This is a genomic window from Oceanobacillus luteolus (assembly GCF_042678205.1).
Lineage (GTDB): Bacteria > Bacillota > Bacilli > Bacillales > Amphibacillaceae > Oceanobacillus > Oceanobacillus luteolus.
On the sequence record NZ_JBHUDE010000046.1, the window covers coordinates 126,001 to 144,277 of the forward strand.

20 protein-coding genes are annotated in these 18,277 nt (G+C 38.5%); 14 read left to right on the plus strand and 6 right to left on the minus strand.

The features are described from left to right. Window positions 1–87: 87 nt before the first annotated feature. Together ACFSBH_RS10585 and ACFSBH_RS10590 are read right to left on the minus strand one after the other, a co-directional pair. A complete protein-coding gene (locus ACFSBH_RS10585; protein ID WP_251512054.1) occupies window positions 88–1,029 on the minus strand; it encodes a peptidylprolyl isomerase in 942 nt (313 codons plus the stop codon). A 110-nt stretch (window positions 1,030–1,139) separates the two neighbouring features. After that, the gene (locus ACFSBH_RS10590) at window positions 1,140–1,328 is read right to left on the minus strand and encodes a hypothetical protein (RefSeq protein ID WP_251512053.1); all 189 of its coding nucleotides are present in this window, start codon (window positions 1,326–1,328) and stop codon (window positions 1,140–1,142) included. A gap of 204 nt (window positions 1,329–1,532) precedes the next feature. Here ACFSBH_RS10590 and ACFSBH_RS10595 point away from each other — a divergent pair, with 204 nt between their 5' ends. Next, window positions 1,533–1,871, plus strand: a complete 339-nt coding sequence (locus tag ACFSBH_RS10595; RefSeq protein ID WP_379597426.1) for a DUF1878 family protein — start codon at window positions 1,533–1,535, stop codon at window positions 1,869–1,871. Window positions 1,872–1,916: 45 nt separating this feature from the next. On the opposite strand, the gene ACFSBH_RS10600 is transcribed toward ACFSBH_RS10595, so the two are convergent. The 3 genes from ACFSBH_RS10600 to ACFSBH_RS10610 form a co-directional block, all read right to left on the minus strand. Beyond that, window positions 1,917–2,252: a YtxH domain-containing protein gene (locus ACFSBH_RS10600; protein ID WP_251512051.1), complete on the minus strand. Its 336-nt coding sequence runs from the start codon at window positions 2,250–2,252 to the stop codon at window positions 1,917–1,919. 248 nt (window positions 2,253–2,500) lie between these two features. Further along, complete coding sequence (locus ACFSBH_RS10605; protein ID WP_251512050.1) at window positions 2,501–3,022, minus strand: tryptophan transporter; 522 nt, start codon at window positions 3,020–3,022, stop codon at window positions 2,501–2,503. A 190-nt stretch (window positions 3,023–3,212) separates the two neighbouring features. After that, window positions 3,213–3,644, minus strand: coding sequence for an HIT family protein (locus ACFSBH_RS10610; RefSeq protein WP_251512049.1), 432 nt, complete (start codon window positions 3,642–3,644; stop codon window positions 3,213–3,215). 691 nt (window positions 3,645–4,335) lie between these two features. Here ACFSBH_RS10610 and ACFSBH_RS10615 point away from each other — a divergent pair. The 8 genes from ACFSBH_RS10615 to ACFSBH_RS10650 all read left to right on the plus strand — a co-directional run bounded on the left by ACFSBH_RS10615 (window position 4,336) and on the right by ACFSBH_RS10650 (window position 10,599). Continuing rightward, entirely contained in the window at window positions 4,336–5,079 is a 744-nt protein-coding gene (locus ACFSBH_RS10615) for an ABC transporter ATP-binding protein (RefSeq protein ID WP_251512048.1), read from the plus strand. Next, window positions 5,072–6,286 carry an ABC transporter permease gene (locus ACFSBH_RS10620; protein WP_379597430.1) on the plus strand — a complete coding sequence of 405 codons (1,215 nt, stop codon included), beginning with the start codon at window positions 5,072–5,074 and terminating at the stop codon, window positions 6,284–6,286. The genes ACFSBH_RS10615 and ACFSBH_RS10620 overlap by 8 nt, the downstream gene beginning before the upstream one ends. A 99-nt stretch (window positions 6,287–6,385) precedes the next feature. Beyond that, window positions 6,386–7,030 (plus strand): phosphatase PAP2 family protein, encoded by a 645-nt coding sequence (locus ACFSBH_RS10625; RefSeq protein WP_379597432.1) that lies wholly within the window; start codon window positions 6,386–6,388, stop codon window positions 7,028–7,030. 105 nt (window positions 7,031–7,135) lie between these two features. Next, window positions 7,136–7,897, plus strand: a complete 762-nt coding sequence (gene liaF / locus ACFSBH_RS10630; protein ID WP_251512045.1) for a cell wall-active antibiotics response protein LiaF — start codon at window positions 7,136–7,138, stop codon at window positions 7,895–7,897. An 11-nt stretch (window positions 7,898–7,908) separates the two neighbouring features. Beyond that, on the plus strand, window positions 7,909–8,946 hold the full coding sequence (locus tag ACFSBH_RS10635; protein ID WP_251512044.1) for a sensor histidine kinase: 1,038 nt from the start codon (window positions 7,909–7,911) through the stop codon (window positions 8,944–8,946). Between the two features lie 12 nt (window positions 8,947–8,958). Continuing rightward, entirely contained in the window at window positions 8,959–9,585 is a 627-nt protein-coding gene (locus ACFSBH_RS10640; protein WP_251512043.1) for a response regulator, read from the plus strand. A gap of 99 nt (window positions 9,586–9,684) precedes the next feature. After that, entirely contained in the window at window positions 9,685–10,119 is a 435-nt protein-coding gene (locus ACFSBH_RS10645) for a disulfide oxidoreductase (RefSeq protein WP_251512042.1), read from the plus strand. A gap of 3 nt (window positions 10,120–10,122) precedes the next feature. Further along, a complete protein-coding gene (locus ACFSBH_RS10650; protein ID WP_251512041.1) occupies window positions 10,123–10,599 on the plus strand; it encodes a thioredoxin family protein in 477 nt (158 codons plus the stop codon). Window positions 10,600–10,649: 50 nt separating this feature from the next. On the opposite strand, the gene ACFSBH_RS10655 is transcribed toward ACFSBH_RS10650, so the two are convergent. Further along, on the minus strand, window positions 10,650–11,156 hold the full coding sequence (locus tag ACFSBH_RS10655) for an antibiotic biosynthesis monooxygenase family protein (RefSeq protein WP_251512040.1): 507 nt from the start codon (window positions 11,154–11,156) through the stop codon (window positions 10,650–10,652). 164 nt (window positions 11,157–11,320) lie between these two features. Here ACFSBH_RS10655 and ACFSBH_RS10660 point away from each other — a divergent pair, with 164 nt between their 5' ends. The 5 genes from ACFSBH_RS10660 (at window position 11,321) to ACFSBH_RS10680 (ending at window position 18,155) form a co-directional block, all read left to right on the plus strand. Beyond that, a complete protein-coding gene (locus ACFSBH_RS10660) occupies window positions 11,321–13,477 on the plus strand; it encodes a transglycosylase domain-containing protein (RefSeq protein ID WP_251512039.1) in 2,157 nt (718 codons plus the stop codon). Window positions 13,478–13,584: 107 nt separating this feature from the next. Continuing rightward, window positions 13,585–14,619, plus strand: coding sequence for a uroporphyrinogen decarboxylase (gene hemE, locus ACFSBH_RS10665; protein WP_379597437.1), 1,035 nt, complete (start codon window positions 13,585–13,587; stop codon window positions 14,617–14,619). Between the two features lie 40 nt (window positions 14,620–14,659). Next, on the plus strand, window positions 14,660–15,601 hold the full coding sequence (gene hemH, locus ACFSBH_RS10670) for a ferrochelatase (protein WP_379597439.1): 942 nt from the start codon (window positions 14,660–14,662) through the stop codon (window positions 15,599–15,601). Further along, window positions 15,588–16,991 (plus strand): protoporphyrinogen oxidase, encoded by a 1,404-nt coding sequence (hemY, locus tag ACFSBH_RS10675; RefSeq protein ID WP_379597441.1) that lies wholly within the window; start codon window positions 15,588–15,590, stop codon window positions 16,989–16,991. The genes hemH and hemY overlap by 14 nt, the downstream gene beginning before the upstream one ends. A gap of 528 nt (window positions 16,992–17,519) precedes the next feature. Then, on the plus strand, window positions 17,520–18,155 hold the full coding sequence (locus tag ACFSBH_RS10680) for a DUF5673 domain-containing protein (RefSeq protein ID WP_379597443.1): 636 nt from the start codon (window positions 17,520–17,522) through the stop codon (window positions 18,153–18,155). Window positions 18,156–18,277: the final 122 nt, after the last annotated feature.

Below are 18,277 nucleotides of genomic sequence, written 5' to 3' on the forward strand. Positions count from 1 at the left end.
AAGGTTTGAAAGGCGCTGTGCAACTTTCTACACAGAAGATTAATGTATAAGAGCCAAATTCGTTATGCAGGACTCTTTCATCATAAATTAACCTTTTGCTTCTTCATCCTTTTCTTCAGAATCTTCGTCACCGGTTTCTTCACCAGATCCCTCTTCTCCAGTTTGTTCTTCTTGTTCGGCTGGAGTGAAGAGGTCTTCGAATTCTTTGATTTTTACATCTACATCAGCTTCTTGGATGATGCTGTCAATTTTACTAGCTGCTTGAGACATATCCATTTTGGAGATTTGTAGTTCTCTGCGGATATCGTCTTTTACATCTTCAAACTCTTCCACATCTTCCAATTCACGAATATCATTTACTTTAATGATATGGTAACCGTATGTTGTTTGTACCGGGTCACTGATTTCGCCGACTTCCATGTTGTATGCTGCTTCTTCAAACTCAGGTACCATTTGGCCAGTGGAGAAGTATCCTAAGTTACCTTCATCTTGCGCTGTTCCATCCATGGAGTACTCGGCAGCCAACTCACCAAAGTCTTCACCGTCATCAAGTTTTTCTTTTACTTCAAGCGCTGTTTCTTCGTCTTCAACAAGGATATGCTGAGCATCGATTTCATATTTAGTACGCTCATAATGTTCTTTAATTTCTTCCTCAGTTATTTCAATATCTTCGGATAATGCTTGTTCCTGTAAAAGGCTGATATAAAGTACATCTGCATAGTCTTCTTCTGATTCAAATCCACTTTGCATTAGAACCATATCAAAGTTTTCGCCGAATTGTTCTTTTGCTTTATCAATTTCAGCTTGTACCATATCATCCGTCACTTCATATTTATCCTCTAAAACCTTTACGGTAACTAGCTCTGATAAAACTTCTTCACCGTAACGATCTTTTAATTCCTCGTAGAACTCTTCTTTTGTGATATTACCTGCGCTCGTTTCCACAACAGTCTCAGAATCACCTGAGCTGCACGCAGCCAGTGTAAGAGCACTTGCTGTAGCAATTGCTAAGGTAGCTAATTTCTTCATCTCATCAACACTCCTAACCATATGGTCTTTTACATTTTTTTCATAATGTTAAATATATCATACTTTAAGATGAAATAAATAGGAAATCCAAGAATAACATAAAAATACCTTTAAACTGCCACATTTAATATACGGAGATAAGAGCAAACCAACATCGTTACCATAATCATGTTAATCACTTTATAAACTTTCTTCGTTCGCATTTCATTTAATTCCATCCTTTGACAGAAACTATGTGTCATTGTATTAAATATTGATAATACAATAAATGCAAATACACCATAGAAAATAATTATCAAAACAAAAACCCCCTGAATCTCTTTCCAAATCTATATTCTTTACTCTATCAAAAATTGGACTTCCTGAACAGTTTAAATTGAATTATGACACTCTTCAATCTAAATTTTGTAAACTTTCTTACTTCTAAGCGCATGTAATATATGGTATTATTTACATACTAGATGTATTATTTTATTATGATGCTGGTTGCGGAGGGGGATTTCGTGTTGAAGGAAGATAGACATAAAATAACTTCTTTTCAAATACAATTATTATCCAGAATCATTGACATGGATCAATACCCTTTTATTAAATTAATTATTGAGCATCATATCAGTGAGGATGAATATAGAGAACTTTTTGATCTTCTCGAGCGGCAGCAAGCTACATATGAAGAACAAAAAGAAGAAGGATTGCTTGACTTCAGTTCACTTTTGATTGAGTTTGCTGGTTGCTTAAATGAAAAGCTTAATCCGACAGAAACGATACTTGCGCTAAGGGCAGAGAATTATTTTCCCGAGTTGATGGATGAGTATATCAAGATTCTCAAAAATGAGACATAAAAACACTCCTAGATGCAGCTAGGAGTGTTTTTATGAACTATATACCTAAATAGTTTTCACTTTATTTTCAAGGTCTCTCAAGCTAGCTTCAATCTGTTCCAGATACTGATATATACCTTCTTGATGAGGTTCAACTGTTTCTTTCCATTCTTCTACAGATTTTTTCATCTCTTCTGTCAGCTCCTTGACGATAACCACACCTTCTTTTGAAGTTTCCCGAAGCTGATCTTTTAAATTATTAATCAGATTTTTCATTTCCACAAGCTGATCTTTAATTCGGTTTCTGACATCACGACCCGACTCTGGTGTACTTAACAGTGCCGCAGATGCGCCAATTGCGCCTCCAACAAGGAGTCCAAGAAATAATGATTTACTTGACATACGGATTTGCTCCCTTCTTCATTTACTGCTCTATTTCACCATTCCCAGAAATCCAAAACATGACTGGGAAGAGTATATCATAATTCTATTATAACAGATTTAAGACCAGGTGCTAAATATAAAGCATAAAATTGGATACGAATGAACCGAAAAGGAAAGTCGCTTACTAGTTAAGTTCAAGTGAAGTTTTTATTTTAATAGCTCAAAAAAAATCCTCTGAGCTGTGTCAGAGGTTTTTAAGGTGTACATTATGAAATTGATACGGGATTTGTTCTTTTGAAGATTCCTTGTACAATTGGATAAACGATTAACATGATCACTGCGTTTACAGCCATTGCCGGTAGGACAACAAGCAGGAATAAAGAAACTAATCCGCCTTCTGGAATTCCTGCAATAATCGAAATGACTGCAAGGAAAATAGAGCCACTGATTAAAGTTCCAACTCCAGCTAATATAGGTGCAGTAACATTTCCGTTTAAGCGATTCTTTACTGCAAGGAAAATTCCAAGGATGATAAATGCAGTTATCGGTTTATCGATCATATTGGCAATTTGGCCACCAGGAGCACCTGTTGTTAATGCCGACATGATCCCAGTTGCTAAAGACAGCAATAGAACGTATTTCGGTTTTGGAAATAAGAAGATTCCCAAAAACATCATCGACAACAGCATATCTGGTTTTACTCCAAAAAATATTGGAGGTACAATTGCATGCAACACCGCACCAATTCCAACAAGTAACGATAAAATAATTAGAACTCTAACTTTCATTCTAATCTCTCCTATTCTCTTCTCATCTAATTTATCTCCAACTGTACACTCATTGTCAGCTGCGAAATATTAGTCCCATTATAACAGAACATCATAAAAATGTGTAGATATAATTAAAAAAGTTTTTAGAAATGTTTGATAAATTAAACAGCTTCACCTTCTTGTCCAAGGTGAAGCTGTACATAAAGTATTATTCAGTTATTTTACTACTGATATCACTGGCGATTTGCTGTAAGTCTTCACCTGAATAGTCTTCATTATGAGTTGTCCATCCAAGTTTGTATCCATCTCCTTCACCATAGCGTGGAATCAGGTGAAGATGTAAATGGAATACGGATTGCTCAGCAGCAGCTTCATTATTATTAAGCAAGTTCATTCCTTTTGGTTGATATGCTTCTTTAATTGCATTCGCTATTTTTGGAACACGCTCGAACAATTCTTTGGCAACCTCTGGTGGTGTTTCATAAATGTTTTTCGTATGTGTTTTTGGAATTACTAGTGTATGCCCTTTTGTTACTTGGCTGATGTCCAGGAATGCATACACATGGTCATCTTCATAAACCTTGGCGGAAGGAATTTCTCCCGCGATAATTTTACAGAAAATACAATCCTCATGACTCATTCTAACTTCACTCCTTGTATGTAATGGTACTCTCATTGTACTCTTTGGGTCATGAAAATTCAAAAAATAGAGTGGGGGAGAAGAGATAGCAGATGTCGGAATTGAATGGTTGTTTTAACCAAAGAGGTGTATGTACATGAATAGATCTAAACACAGAAACAGGACTGGTCCAAGGGGGAGAACCAGCCTGCTTTAAGAAGGCAACAAAATGCGACGTGCAGCAGCTTACTAGTGGGGAAGGTAAACGAAACCTGGAGTGAAAATGTCTCGTTTACAGAGATTCTTTCTCGAGAATTAACGGGATTAATGCTCAAGAAAGAATGAGAGAAACAAGCTGTTTCTGCAAGCAGTTTTATTTGAACTTAACACTTTCCGGGCATTATAAACACCTCTTCTTGTGTCAGACATCAAATTAATAATTTGAGCTCAACACCGAACCTGGCATCCTCAACACCTCATTTGTGTTTGTCATCAAATTTCTGATTGCACTTTGCCGCCTTCGATTATATTTTGTTCAGAACCGAGATGTTTATACATATAATTAATTTAGGTTACAGGTATAATTTGGTAATACGGAGATCGGCGAAAATAGAATTTTCGACCATACATCAGGTCTTTCAACCAGAGCTTGAAGTATTATGGCCAGTTAAACTGTGGTAAAATAAAAAGAAGTATGAAGGAGGTAGGCTTTGTGGAATCTTTGTTGCATATCGATGAACTACATGGTGGATATACGCATAAAAACGTTTTACATGGTATTTCCTTTGACGTGTATCCAGGTGAAATTGTAGGACTGATTGGATTGAACGGTGCAGGAAAAAGTACAGCAATTAAACATATCATTGGGCTGATGCAGCCGAAAAAAGGAAAAATTGTAGTAAATGGCAAGACATTTCAAGAAGATCCGACTGGCTATCGTAACAAAATAGCTTACATTCCTGAAATGCCTATCCTGTACGATGAATTGACTTTACATGAACACTTGAAACTTACGGCAATGACATATGGTTTACCTGAAGATGTATTCGAAAAAAGGCTTCCCCCTTTACTAAAAGAGTTCCGCATGGAGAAAAAGTTGAACTGGTTTCCCGTACACTTTTCTAAAGGGATGCGGCAAAAGGTAATGATTATGTGTGCTTTCTTAATTGAACCACCACTATATATTGTAGACGAGCCTTTTGTTGGGCTTGATCCGCTTGGTATTTCATCTTATCTACAACTCATGGATGATATGAAGCAGAAGGGTTCTGGAGTTTTGATGTCCACGCACATTCTTGCAACGGCGGAACGCTATTGTGACCGATTTATTATTTTACATGAGGGTGAAATCCGCGCTTATGGCACCTTAAATGATCTGCAAAAAAGCTTTGAGATGCCTGATGCGACATTGGATGATTTATATTTACAGTTAACAAAGGAAGATAGCCATGTTTGATGCGCGTGCCTTTTATAAAAAACGTCTTTCTTCTCATATAAAAGAGTTGGGACGGTATACGAGATATATTTTCAATGGGCATATTGCTATTGTGCTTTTCTTCTTTATCGCAGCAGTCGCTTATTACTATCAAGCCTGGTTAGCCCAGCTGCCCGAAAACTTCCCTACAGCGATTATTATCGGAATTGCCTTTGGTTTGGTTGTAACCTATAGTCCAGTCCGGACGTTACTGCAAGAGCCGGACTTAGTATTTCTGCTTCCTGCTGAAATGAAGATGAAGCCATATTTTCGAAATTCGATCATCTATAGTTTCGTTACTCAACTTTATGTTCTATTTCTTGTTTCCGCCGCTTTAGGGCCGTTATATACAACAAGTTTCCCGGCACGGGAAGGGAAGCTCTATTTATTGACCATTCTCGTTTTACTCATCTATAAGATCGCTAATCTACTTGCTAATTGGTGGATGTATAAAGTGCGGGATAGTAATCATCGCAGATTGGAGTTAATCGTAAGAACGGTGATGAATATTCTTGTGTTTTATTTTGTTGTAGCAGGGAATATGGTTGCAGCTGGTATAGTAACAGTATTATTTGCTGCATTGTTTCTTTATGATTATGCATTATCCAAGAAGCAAGGGGCAATTGTATGGGACTTGTTATTGGAAAAAGATCAAAATAGTATGCAGGCATTTTATCGTGTCGCCAATATGTTTAGTGACGTACCCCATATTAAAAATCGTGTGAAAAAGCGTCAATGGCTCGTTTCACTTGTAACTCGGAATATTCCTTTTGAAAAACGTTTTTCTTTTGATTATTTGTTCCGCGTAACATTTGTCCGAAGTGGAGACTACGTTGGGATGTACACTCGTTTAATTATCATTGGCGGATTGTTCATCTTTCTTATTCCGAATGTATGGGTAAAACTGATATTTGTTGTTTTGTTTCTCTATTTAAGCAGTTTTCAAATGATGGCCCTATACCAGCATCATCGTACAATTATGTGGCTCGATATCTATCCGTTGGAAAAAATGGATAGAAAACGTGCTTTAGTGAAAATCATTTATCAGCTAAGTATTGTCCAAACCATCTTGTTTGCTTTATTGTTTATATTTTTACAAGAGTATACAGGTTTCCTTCTCGCGCTAGTTGCAGGGATTGGTTTTACCTATTTATTTATCAACGGCTATGTAAAAAAGAAATTAGTTTAAAAGCATTCTGTCAGTTATGCGGAATGCTTTTTTACACTAAGAAATATCAAATTATTTAGTATAATGAAATCATGTTTATTTCTCAGTTGGAGGTTGATGATGAAACAACAAAAGAGAATTCTTATCAGTCTTTCCATTATCGTATTTGTGGTAATGGGCATTTGGATCTTTCAGCTGCTGCAAGGTAATCTTCCCTATGTGGATAAAGGAACAATCCCACTGGTTCCGTGGCTTGTAAACTCTTATTTTTATGAACCTTTTTCATTAATAACAAATCTCGGTTCAAGTTTCTTTTTATATCCCTTTGTAGTCGTCGTCACCATCTTGTTATTCATTTGGTTTCGGCACTGGCTACCGGCACTATTTTTCGGTGGTGGTACGTACCTTACCCATAAAGTTAATGTTTTTATTAAACATTTAGTTGAAAGGGAGCGTCCAAGCATTTCCGTCAGCCTAAATGCAGAAGGATACAGCTTCCCATCTGGGCATGCGATGGTGTCCATTTTTTGTTACGGACTGCTAGCGTACTTTATTACAAAGAAATTGAAATCCAAACGGGCTATCCTCACTGTGCAAATTTCATTTACCATACTGATTTTCCTGATTGGAATCAGCAGATACATTATCAACGTACATTACTTAACAGACGTGCTTGCAGGTTTTTTCTTTGGGTTCCTTTTATTAATCGGCTCTATCTATCTGTACGAATTTATAATAAAGAAAAGATATCCGTCTAAAGGCTGAGATGAGAGCGTGCTGTAGATGGTTCACGTACAGTTAGACAACATATAAAATATAAATAGACAAGGGAGCCTGTTTTCTTGCGTGTATAGAAGGATGGTGATCTGGATGAGCAATCTCATTCGTTACTTTATAGCGGTGTTTTTAATCGGGGTAGGAGTTATGCTCGTTCTAGCTAATTTCGGCTTTGTTGATTTTGGATTTGGAACAATTTGGCATCATCTATATCCTGTTTTGATTTTAGCTATTGGGATCAAATGGTTATACGATTATCTACGTAAATGGGGAACACATTGGTTTTTAGGTTTATTCTTTATTGTTTTCGGCGGTTTGTTAATACTGGATCGCTTTGAAGTGCTCACTTTTTATTTTAAGGATATCTTCAAACTTTGGCCATTGCTTATTATTTACTTTGGTTTTCTATTAATCGGAATTGAAAGAGGTCAGAACGGCAACTTTGTTTTTACTTTTGAAGATGATGACGAGAAAAAAAGCCAATATGTGAAAAAACAAAATTTCACGGTTGGGAGCCAAGATTATAGCCAACCGAATTGGAAAGTGGAACCGATGAATATAAACACATTTGCAGGGGATTTTTACCTTGATTTTACTAAGGCATTTATTCCAGAGAAGGAGACGCCAATCTCCATTCGTTCATTAGCTGGTGATGTTCATATTCTCATGCCGGAAAATGTGGAGTTTCGTATCGAAGCTCATGTGAAAGCCGGGGAAATTGATATTCTTGGCAATGACTGGGCAGGAGTGAACCGTTCCTATAAATATGAGACGGAAGGTTATGAAGCAGCCGTAAGTAAAATAGATTTATTTATCAAATTAAAGGCAGGGAGCATTCGTGTTGATCATGTATAGGGGGTTACAGGATGAAAAATAGATTATCGAGCATTCGTTATATTTTTATTCATTCCCATCTGTCGGGATTGGTAATGACAACCGTATCGCTCCTTGCAGTTTTCCTATCCATCTATGTCATTGTCGAACCGGAATGGCTTTCTGCCCTATCGATATTCCTTTTTATTGGAGCATATCTTGTTATAGGACTAATAATTGCACTCTATACGGGGTTTACAGCAAGCGGGAATTTAAAATCTAGATTGGATTCATTGTCTGTTCTGATCACACAGTTTGCAAATGGGAATTACCAATCGAGTGTGCATTTTGAGGAGAAAGATGAAGTTACACGGATAGGCAATGAGTTGAATGAATTAGGGAAAAAATTGATGGACCAAGTGAAATCCTTGCAGAGGATGGCAGATGAAAAAGCGGAACTTGCAAAATCTGCTCATAAATCAGCCGTGATTGAAGAACGCCAACGATTGGCGAGGGATTTACATGATGCAGTCAGCCAACAGCTATTTGCGTTGACTATGATGTCCGAAGCAGCGGTGAAACAATTGGAGACGAATCCTGCAGTATCAAAGGAACAGATGACAGAAGTAGCTAGCATGGCGTTACAAGCTCAAACTGAAATGCGGGCATTACTGTTGCATCTCCGTCCGGTCCATTTATCAGGTGACCCATTACATAAAGGAATTAGAAAACTAGTGGAAGAACTGCAAGTTCGCAGTACCATCGATTTTCAAGTCGAGGTTGAGGAGAACCTCGTTTTGACGGAAACAACAGAAGAGCATGTTTTTCGTATTATCCAAGAAGCACTATCAAATATACTTCGACATGCAGATGCCACTGTTGTTCATTTAAATATCAGAAATTTGCGTAAAGAATTATTCGTCCATATCCGTGACGATGGAAAAGGTTTTGATATGACAGAAGACAGCAGAAAGAAAACTTCTTACGGGCTTAGAACGATGCGGGAACGCAGTGAAGAACTAGGGGGTACGTTCCGAGTCCGTTCGAAACAAGGGGAAGGCACTTATATCGATATAAGAATTCCATGCTAAGGGGGAAATTACATGGTGAAAGTTGTTGTAGTGGACGATCATGAAGTCGTACGAAAAGGGATTATAGCCTATTTAAAAACAGAGCCAAGAATAGAAGTCGTCGGACAGGCAAGCAGTGGGAACGCAAGTATACCGATTATTGAAAAAGAAAAACCTGATGTCGTATTAATGGATTTAATGATGGAGGATGGCAATGGAATTGAAGCGACGAAGAAAGTCGTGAAGTCGCTTCCAAATTGCAAAGTAATCATTTTGACAAGCTTTTATGATGATGAGCAGGTGTTTCCTGCATTGGAAGCAGGGGCATTCAGTTATATATTGAAAACTTCATCGGCTACAGAAATTGTTCAAGCTATTTTAAAAGCTGCAGAAGGGGAGAACGTGATTGAACCGAAAGTGGCTGGGAAAATGCTGACAAACTTTCGAAAAGCAGAAAAGAAGCCCCATGAAGAACTGACGGAACGGGAACTGGAAGTGCTGTTATGTATAGGTAATGGGATGACGAATCAGGAAATTAGTGAGCACTTATTTATTGGAATCAAAACCGTAAAAACGCATGTTAGCAACATCCTTGCAAAACTTGGTGTGAAAGATCGGACACAAGCTGCTGTGTATGTCCACCGTAATCAATTACTGTAATAGTCGTGAATTTGCAACATATTTAAAAGCAAAGAAATTGTATTTTTAAAATCTCATTCGTATAATGAAAAAGGAAATGATGCAGAAGGGAATTAGTCTATGCAAACCTTAACGAAAAAAGCAGAAAATCTCTTGCTCATCATCTGGGTACAAGCATTTGTAGCAACTGCAGGAAGCTTATTCTACTCGGAAGTAGTGGGGTATGTTCCGTGTGAATTATGCTGGTACCAACGAATCTTGATGTATCCGCTCGTTGTAATATATGGTGTAGCGATGTGGAAAAAAGATGTGAAGATGAGTCTAGCGGGATTAATTTTAAGTGGAATAGGCATGTTTGTTTCCTCTTATCATTATTTACTTCAAAAAGTTCCTGCCTTTCATGAAATGGGAGGTTCATGTGGTGGACCAGTTCCCTGTAACGCCATCTATGTGAACTATTTTGGATTCATCACGATTCCATTTATGGCGGGCGTTGCTTTTATTGTTATCTTTGTTTTACATCTGTTTCTGCTGAAAGAAATGAGGAGGAAATAACGAATGGGAAAGAAATTAACGATCATTATTTTGGTTATTGTTGTACTATTCGGTGCGCTTTACTTCGCGCTCAATTATAAAAACAATAAAGCCCTTGAAGGCGACAATCCATATGGAACGACTGATCTTGAGCAATCGACCATCGATCAATTGGATGATCCCTTATACGGAAATCAAATTTTGCCGGATGATTTAGTGGAGCGAGTGGAAAGCGGCGAACCTACTACCGTGTACTTCTACAGCCCAGAGTGTGTCTATTGTCAGAACACAACTCCTTATCTTGTGCCACTGACGGAAGAGATGGATGTGGACATGAAAAAATTAAATCTACTGGAATTTGGTAACGAAGCTGCTCCATTTGGTATCCGTTCTACCCCAACTTTAGTTCATTATGAAGATGGAAAAGAAGTTGCAAGACTGGAAGGGCAATACGCTGAAGAAGATTATGAAAAGTTCTTCAATGAGTTTGTAATCAAATAAACAGGCCGCTGGGTCAATCAGGAAGCTGACTTCTTGATTGACCCATTGTTTTATGCCTGATCTTCTTCCTCTTCGTACATCATATAATCCGCAACATAGGCATTCTTAAATAAATAAGAGGATGATTTTACCGCTTCATTTTTATGTGCTTCACTGAATACATCCGAAGCTTTCCAGTCTTCAAAGTGTTTTTTTGTAGCCCATTGTGTTAAAACGACATAGATTTCTCCTTTTTCTGGCCGCAGCAAACGAAACGCTTGAAATCCAGGCATATTTTCCACAGCTTGCTTTCGTTTTTTAAAACGATCTTCAAAAATCGGTTGGCTTTCCTCTGCAACTGGAATATTGTTCATCACTACATAGCCATTTTGCAGAATAACGCCGGTCTCTTCCAATATTTCAAAGGTTCTTCCGGATTGGAAAAGCTTTTTTGGGTTATGTTCATAGTAAGCTAAACCACCTTCATTGCTTTGCATCAGTTTGATGTTCTGGTCAGGATTTTTTTCTGCTAGTTTCTGTAAAAAATCAATTGTTCCTTTTGTCATATGAGCTTTCAAGCGAATTCCCCTTTCTAATAGTCTTTAATCATATTGTACCCGAAAAAATCTGGATGTACGCTATTTAATATTTATTCGGTAAATACGAAAATTATTTGAACAGAGTTCCTCAAACTTTATGCATGACGAATGTTGTCGTATAATGCAAAGGTAGAGGTGGAATAATGGGAAAACAACTAGAATTAATCAAACAAAATAAACTACTTAAATGGATTCTGATTATCCTAGCTTCTATTATCGGTTTAGCTTTGTTTGGTTATGCGCTAATTATCTACCTCGGAAGTCAGATTGTGAATGATGATGCTTTTCTTCTAGCAGAGACGACAACCATTGAAACGTCTGAGGGGGAAGTCATTGCTGAACTTTATGAAGAGAACCGGAAATATGTCCAAATGGAAGAGATACCTAGTCATGTCAAGGATGCCTATATCGCAATTGAGGATCGACGATTTTATGAACATGCCGGTATTGATATGAAATCGGTTATCCGGGCGGTTTACAAAGACGTAATAGCGATGAGTAAGGTGGAAGGGGCAAGTACAATTACCCAACAATTGGCCAAGAATCTATTCTTATATAATGACAAAACATGGACCCGGAAAGCGAAAGAAGTGATGGCGGCTCTTTATATGGAAAGAAAATTTTCAAAAGATGAAATCCTTGAGCTTTACTTGAATGAGATATATTTTGGACACGGAGTCTATGGGATCGAAACGGCCGCAAACTTTTATTTCTCAAAACGTACGAAAGACCTTTCAGTTGCGGAAGGTGCACTCTTGGCAGGTCTTGCTAAAGCACCTAATGGTTATTCACCGATCAACCACCCTGAAAAGGCCATAGAAAGAAGAAACCTCGTACTTGCATCGATGGCAGATGCTGGATTTATCTCCACTGAAATAAAGCAATTGGAACAAGGCAAAACATTAGGTTTACAAATTATGGAAAAAGAAACCACCCCTTGGACAGATAGTTATGTTGATCTTGTCATTAAAGAAGCTCATGATATACAAGATTTGTCCATTGATTACCTGAAAAGGGGAGGTTTTCGAATTGTAGTAGGTATTGATGATGATGTTCAACGAATCGTCTATGACAAGTTCCAAGAAGATGAATATTTCCCCGGAAATACAGATGGTGTAGAAGGTGCATTTGTGATGATGGAAGAGGAAACCGGGAAGGTAGTTTCTGCAGTTGGTGGAAGAAGTTACCGTTTGGGCGATTTGAATCGAGTTACCGTCAAACGCCAACCTGGTTCTGCATTTAAGCCGCTTGCTGTATACGGGCCGGCTTTGATGCATGATGATCATTACACACCATATAGCTTGCTCCCTGATGAACAATCTGTGAACAGAAATTATCTTGTTGCAAATGTGGACCAATCCTATCAGAAAGTTGTCAGTCTATATGATAGTCTAGTCACTTCGAAAAATGTGCCTGCCGTTTGGCTGTTTAATCAAATTGGTATCGATTATGCAAAGGGATTTTTAGAAAAGATGGACATGCATATTGACGATGAAGGACTGGCCATCGCGCTTGGCGGTCTTAGTGAAGGTGTTACTCCTCTTAATTTAATTGAAGGTTATCGAACGTTTGCTTCTGATGGGAAGTTAGCAAAAGCCTATACCATTGAAGAGATTTACGATAAAAACCACAAGTTAATTTATAAAAAGGAAACAGAAGAAAGAGAAGTATTCACACCTCAAGTTGCTTGGATGATGACTGAAATGCTCTCTAAGGCAGCCGATTCAACAGCTGGTGAAGCGGGAACCTTCTCCAAGGCAATGGCTGGAAAAACCGGCACTACGCAACATCCGCTTGTGGAAGGTAAAGCCAAGGATGCTTGGTTTGTTGGTTATACACCTGACTATGTATTTGCTACTTGGACAGGATACGATAAGTCGGATGAAGAGCACTTTTTAACTGGTGGAAGCATGTATCCGAAGCGGTTGACTGAGGATATTTTGTCGAAAATTGACAGTCTCAAACCTCTTTCACATTCTTTTGAAAAGCCAAATGATATTAATGAATTGGAGGAGCCGGTCCGAATTGCCCCCGTTACGAATGTGAAAGCCAATTATGAATTTGGCGGATTATCAATAGTCAGAGCCCGAATAACTTGGGAACGTTTGGAGGATAATCGGGTCGTTTATCGGGTATATGAAGATAGGGAAGGCGTTGATCGTCGGGTCGGTGAAGTGGAAGGGGAGAATGAATTTATCATTAATCATGCACTATTTAAGCATAATAAGTATTATGTCGTAGCTTATGATCCTCTTACAAAACAGGAGAGTCTAAAGTCTGAAACAGTAGAAATTGATTGACCAATTTAGACAAATTGATGACATTCCCATCGCTTTCATGTACAGCGGTCGAGAAAATCGATATATTAAGGTTTAGTGACAGTGATTATGACAAAAGGGTGAAACAATTGACAAAGAAAATGAATGATACGATTTTAAAGGCTTACCGTGGAGAACAAACGGATTATACGCCGGCATGGTTTATGCGTCAGGCAGGACGTTCTCAGCCGGAATACAGGGAAATTAAAAAGAAGTATTCGCTATTTGAAATTACACATCAGCCGGAGCTTAGTGCTTATGTTACAAGACTTCCTGTTGAGAATTATGGAGTGGATGCCGCAATTCTTTACAAGGATATTATGACGCCACTTCCAGCTATGGGAGTCGATGTCGACATCAAGGCGGGAATTGGACCTGTTATTGAAAATCCAATCCGAAACATCCAAGATGTAGAGGCGCTTGGGAAGATTAATCCAAAGGCTGATATTCCATACATACTTGATACAATTCGTTTATTGACGGAGGAACAATTGGAAGTTCCGTTGATTGGATTCAGTGGTGCACCATTTACGCTAGCGAGCTACATGATTGAAGGTGGCCCATCTAAAAATTACCATAAAACGAAACAGCTAATGTACCGTGAACCAGAGACTTGGTTCCTGCTTATGGATAAATTGGAAGAAATGATTATTACTTATGTGGATGCTCAGGTGGAAGCTGGGGCGAAAGCCATTCAAATTTTCGATTCTTGGGTAGGCTCTTTAAATGCTCCTGATTACCGTATATTCATTAAACCGGTAATGACAAGGATCTTTTCCGAATTGCGGAAGCATGATGTACCATTGATTCTATTCGGAATAGGTGCTCGCCACTTGCTCCTGGAATGGAATGACTTGCCGGTGGACGTTATCGGATTGGATTGGAGAACTTCGATTACAGAGGCTAGAGAAATGGGTGTAACAAAAGTTCTGCAAGGTAACCTAGATCCGGTTATTTTATTGACAGAATGGGAAAACATTGAAAAGCGTGCAAAAGGTATCTTGGATGAGGGTATGAAACAAGGTAAGCATGTCTTTAATCTAGGGCATGGAGTCACACCGGAAATTCAACCGGAAATGTTGAAGAAATTGACTACACTTATCCACGAATACAGCAAACGCTAAAATATTCAACTGAAAATTTAACAACTCGAGGTGTATAATGATGTCAAAGAAAGTAAAAGGATTATTAGTAATGGCGTATGGGACTCCAACAAGTGAAGAGGAAATTGAGCCTTATTACACACATATTCGTCACGGTAGAAAACCAGAGCCAGAAGCCCTTCAAGATTTAAAGGATCGTTACGAAGCAATCGGCGGAGTTTCACCGCTTGCGAAAATTACTGAGGACCAAGCGAAAAGTTTATGTGATAAATTAAATGAATTACAAGATGAAGTGGAATATAAAGTTTATATAGGTTTAAAACATATCAGTCCATTCATTGAAGATGCTGTAGAACAAATGGAGAAAGATGGTATAACAGAAGCGGTATCGATCGTGTTAGCACCACATTACTCCACATTCAGCATCAAATCCTACAATGAACGTGCTGGAAAAGAAGCTGAAAAACATGGCATAACACTCACTTCTGTAGTGGATTGGTATAAAGAACCTGGCTACATTAAATTCTGGGCGGACGGCATCAAAGAAATCTATGATAACATGTCTGCTGATGAACAAGATGAGACGGTTGTTATTGTTTCTGCTCATAGTTTACCTGAAAAGATTTTGGATGCAGGTGATCCATACCCACAACAATTGGAAGAAACAGCTCAGCTGATTTCCGATGCAACTGGCATTACGAATTACGATGTAGGTTGGCAAAGTGAAGGAAACACTCCAGACCCTTGGCTTGGACCAGACGTGCAAGATTTGACACGTATTTTATACCATGAAAAAGGCTACCGTTCATTTATCTACGCTCCAGTTGGATTCGTAGCGGATCATTTGGAAGTATTGTATGATAACGACTACGAATGTAAAGTTGTTTGTGATGAATTGGGAGCAAAATATTATCGACCAGAAATGCCGAACGTTCACCCACTATTCATTGAAACGTTGGCAGAGGTTGTATTAAAACACGAGAAACGTGATGCACGTGCATAATATTATAATTGTAGGCGGCGGTATAACAGGTTTATCTGCCGCCTTTTACATACAGCAGGATATCAATTCCAGAAACTTACCGTACAATGTCAAACTGATTGAGGCAACCGATCGTCTTGGTGGAAAGATAAAAACGCTGAAGCGGGACGGATTTCTGATTGAACAGGGTCCTGATTCATTACTTTCTAGAAAGCCTGCTATTATTGAACTTGCGAAAGAGCTCGGATTGGAAGAGGAAATGATTTTCAATCAAACAGGTGGCTCCTATATTTTTGTAGATAGCAAATTACACCCGATTCCAGCTGGTACATTTATGGGAGTGCCTAAAGAAGAGCAGGCGATTTTGGATACCGATATTTTTACGGAAGAAGGAAAAAAGCGAGCATTAGCTGAAATGGAGATAGAGAAAGGTGAGGCAGCGGAAGATCAGTCGCTTGGTGCCTTTATGCGCCGTCGTTTTGGTGATGAGGCGGTAAATCGCTTGATTGCGCCAATGCTTGCTGGAATTCATTCTGGCGATATTGATGCGATGAGTCTTATGGCCACCTATCCGAACTTTTATCATTTGGAGCAGAAGTACGGCAGTGTCATGAAAGGCTTGCAGGAGAGCATGCCAAGTGCTCCTCCTTCAAAGAAAACGACATCCGGAATATTTTTCTCGTTTGAAGATGGTTTGGAGACTTTGGTTACTCGACTTCATGAAAAATTAGATGAAGGCAGCGTGATGCTGGAGACAAAGGTAGAGCAGATTGTGAAGAATGGATCTGAGTATACCGTTCAACTGGATTCGGGAGAGAATCTAGAAGCAGCTGCTGTTATTATTGCTTCACAGCATAATGCAGTACCGGCAATGCTTTCCGATTATCAATTTGTAAGTGAACTCAATCATATACCTGCCATTTCTACGGCGAATGTCGTCATGGCATTTAATGATTCTGATATTGTAAACGATTTGGATGGCACAGGCTTTCAGGTGGCCCGAGAAGGGGATATCGAAATCACAGCTTGTACGTGGACAAACAAAAAGTGGCCAACAACAACACCTGAAGGAAAAGTGTTGCTTCGTGTCTATGTTGGTCTGCCTGATAAGCAAGAATTTATGCAGAAGACAGATGAAGAGCTGGCAGATGCAGTATTAACAGAACTGAGAAAAGTAATGACAATAAAGGCAGATCCTGAATTTGTTGTCGTGACTCGTTGGAAGGATGCAAGACCTCAATACAACGTTGGTCACCGAGCACTTGTTGATCGTGTTCGCAATCAGCTTAGCACAGAATTGCCGGGTATACAGGTTGTTGGCAGTTCATATGACGGTGCTGGTATTCCAGATTGTGTAACCCACGGGAAGAATGCAGCCATGGAGGCTTTAAGCTTTTTAGATGATAAGTAAGGAGGCTATCTATAGATAGCCTCCTTTTGTATATTTGCGGGTGGTGGCTGTTTTGTGCATAGAGAACGGATCTATTGTATCTTTGTGGAGGTAATGATGGCTTTTCGTGCATAGAGAAGGTTCATATTGTAAGTTTTGCAGTGATTGATGCCTGTTTCGTGTAAAGAGAAGGGTTCTATTGTAAGTTTTGCAGTGTCTGATGTCAGTTTCGTGCATAGAGAAGGGTTCTATTGTAAGTTTTGCAGTGATTGAAGCCTGTTTCGTGTAAAGAGAAGGGTTCTAATGTAAGTTTTGAAGTGTTTGATGTCAGTTTCGTGTATAGAGAAGGATCCTATTGTAAGATTTGCAGTGTTTAATGTCTCCTTCGTGCATAGAGGGCAGTTCTATTGTGTGATTTGGAATTGAATACAGATTTTTCATGACAATACAGTAATTACTTACATCAGGTCGGTCTCTGCTTGATGTTTTTTTTATATTCTTATTAAGTTATAACAATACGAAACTTTAAGCATATTGAAATCGTATGATATGATAGATAAAGCTATAAAAGTGGGTGATTCTTTGATTGTTATGTATGCCTTAATTATACTCGCAATTATTCTGTATTATGGATCACAGTTCAGCAAGATGATATTGACTCTCAAACAGAATATAATTTTCCCTCTCACTGGAGAAGAACAAGCTTCCATCCGGAGGTTCCCTCAGAAACCAATTAAGTCACCAACCTTAAAAGAGCAAAAAGGTGGACTAATTGGATATGTTTCCGTTCTGTTGTTTGTTATTGCCATGTTTATTTTTACTTGGGTATATCATTCAGAACCGATGATTTTTACAGGGTATATTCTGATCATGTTGCCATTAATTAATATTGGAAATATACTCAATGTATTTGCAATCACAAAGAACGGAGTCCTGCTCGGCGCTCGATTCATAAAGTGGGAGACTATTAAAAGATACGAACTCCAAACTATTGATGTTAAGCACAAGTATTATGGTCATGCGAAAGAAGTAAATGATCAGTATGTACTCATTATACATACGAAACTGCGAGGTCATGATTTAATCGTCACATCACGTGAAGCGAAGGATAAACTCATCGATTTACTGCATGAAAAAGAAATTTACGAGAGTGAACTTAAGGAAAATGAAAGCCGATTATTATAAAACAAAAAAGCCTGGAATGGTACCGACCCCCGAAAGTTAGAGTAAAAAACTAACTTTCGGGGGTGTTTTTATGGCTAAATATAGTGAGGGATTTAAACTGAGTCTTGTTACCGAGTACTTAC

Excerpts from the sequence above, each read along its gene's own strand:
- ACFSBH_RS10585 (WP_251512054.1), bottom strand. The coding sequence starts at position 1,029 with ATGAAGAAATTAGCTACCTTAGCAATTGCTACAGCAAGTGCTCTTACA.
- ACFSBH_RS10600 (WP_251512051.1), bottom strand. The coding sequence starts at position 2,252 with ATGTCAAGTAAATCATTATTTCTTGGACTCCTTGTTGGAGGCGCAATT.
- ACFSBH_RS10605 (WP_251512050.1), bottom strand. The coding sequence starts at position 3,022 with ATGAAAGTTAGAGTTCTAATTATTTTATCGTTACTTGTTGGAATTGGT.
- ACFSBH_RS10610 (WP_251512049.1), bottom strand. The coding sequence starts at position 3,644 with ATGAGTCATGAGGATTGTATTTTCTGTAAAATTATCGCGGGAGAAATT.
- ACFSBH_RS10620 (WP_379597430.1), top strand. The coding sequence starts at position 5,072 with ATGTTTGATGCGCGTGCCTTTTATAAAAAACGTCTTTCTTCTCATATA.
- ACFSBH_RS10625 (WP_379597432.1), top strand. The coding sequence starts at position 6,386 with ATGAAACAACAAAAGAGAATTCTTATCAGTCTTTCCATTATCGTATTT.
- liaF (WP_251512045.1), top strand. The coding sequence starts at position 7,136 with ATGAGCAATCTCATTCGTTACTTTATAGCGGTGTTTTTAATCGGGGTA.
- ACFSBH_RS10635 (WP_251512044.1), top strand. The coding sequence starts at position 7,909 with ATGAAAAATAGATTATCGAGCATTCGTTATATTTTTATTCATTCCCAT.
- ACFSBH_RS10640 (WP_251512043.1), top strand. The coding sequence starts at position 8,959 with ATGGTGAAAGTTGTTGTAGTGGACGATCATGAAGTCGTACGAAAAGGG.
- ACFSBH_RS10645 (WP_251512042.1), top strand. The coding sequence starts at position 9,685 with ATGCAAACCTTAACGAAAAAAGCAGAAAATCTCTTGCTCATCATCTGG.
- ACFSBH_RS10650 (WP_251512041.1), top strand. The coding sequence starts at position 10,123 with ATGGGAAAGAAATTAACGATCATTATTTTGGTTATTGTTGTACTATTC.
- ACFSBH_RS10660 (WP_251512039.1), top strand. The coding sequence starts at position 11,321 with ATGGGAAAACAACTAGAATTAATCAAACAAAATAAACTACTTAAATGG.
- hemH (WP_379597439.1), top strand. The coding sequence starts at position 14,660 with ATGTCAAAGAAAGTAAAAGGATTATTAGTAATGGCGTATGGGACTCCA.
- hemY (WP_379597441.1), top strand. The coding sequence starts at position 15,588 with ATGCACGTGCATAATATTATAATTGTAGGCGGCGGTATAACAGGTTTA.
- ACFSBH_RS10680 (WP_379597443.1), top strand. The coding sequence starts at position 17,520 with ATGATAGATAAAGCTATAAAAGTGGGTGATTCTTTGATTGTTATGTAT.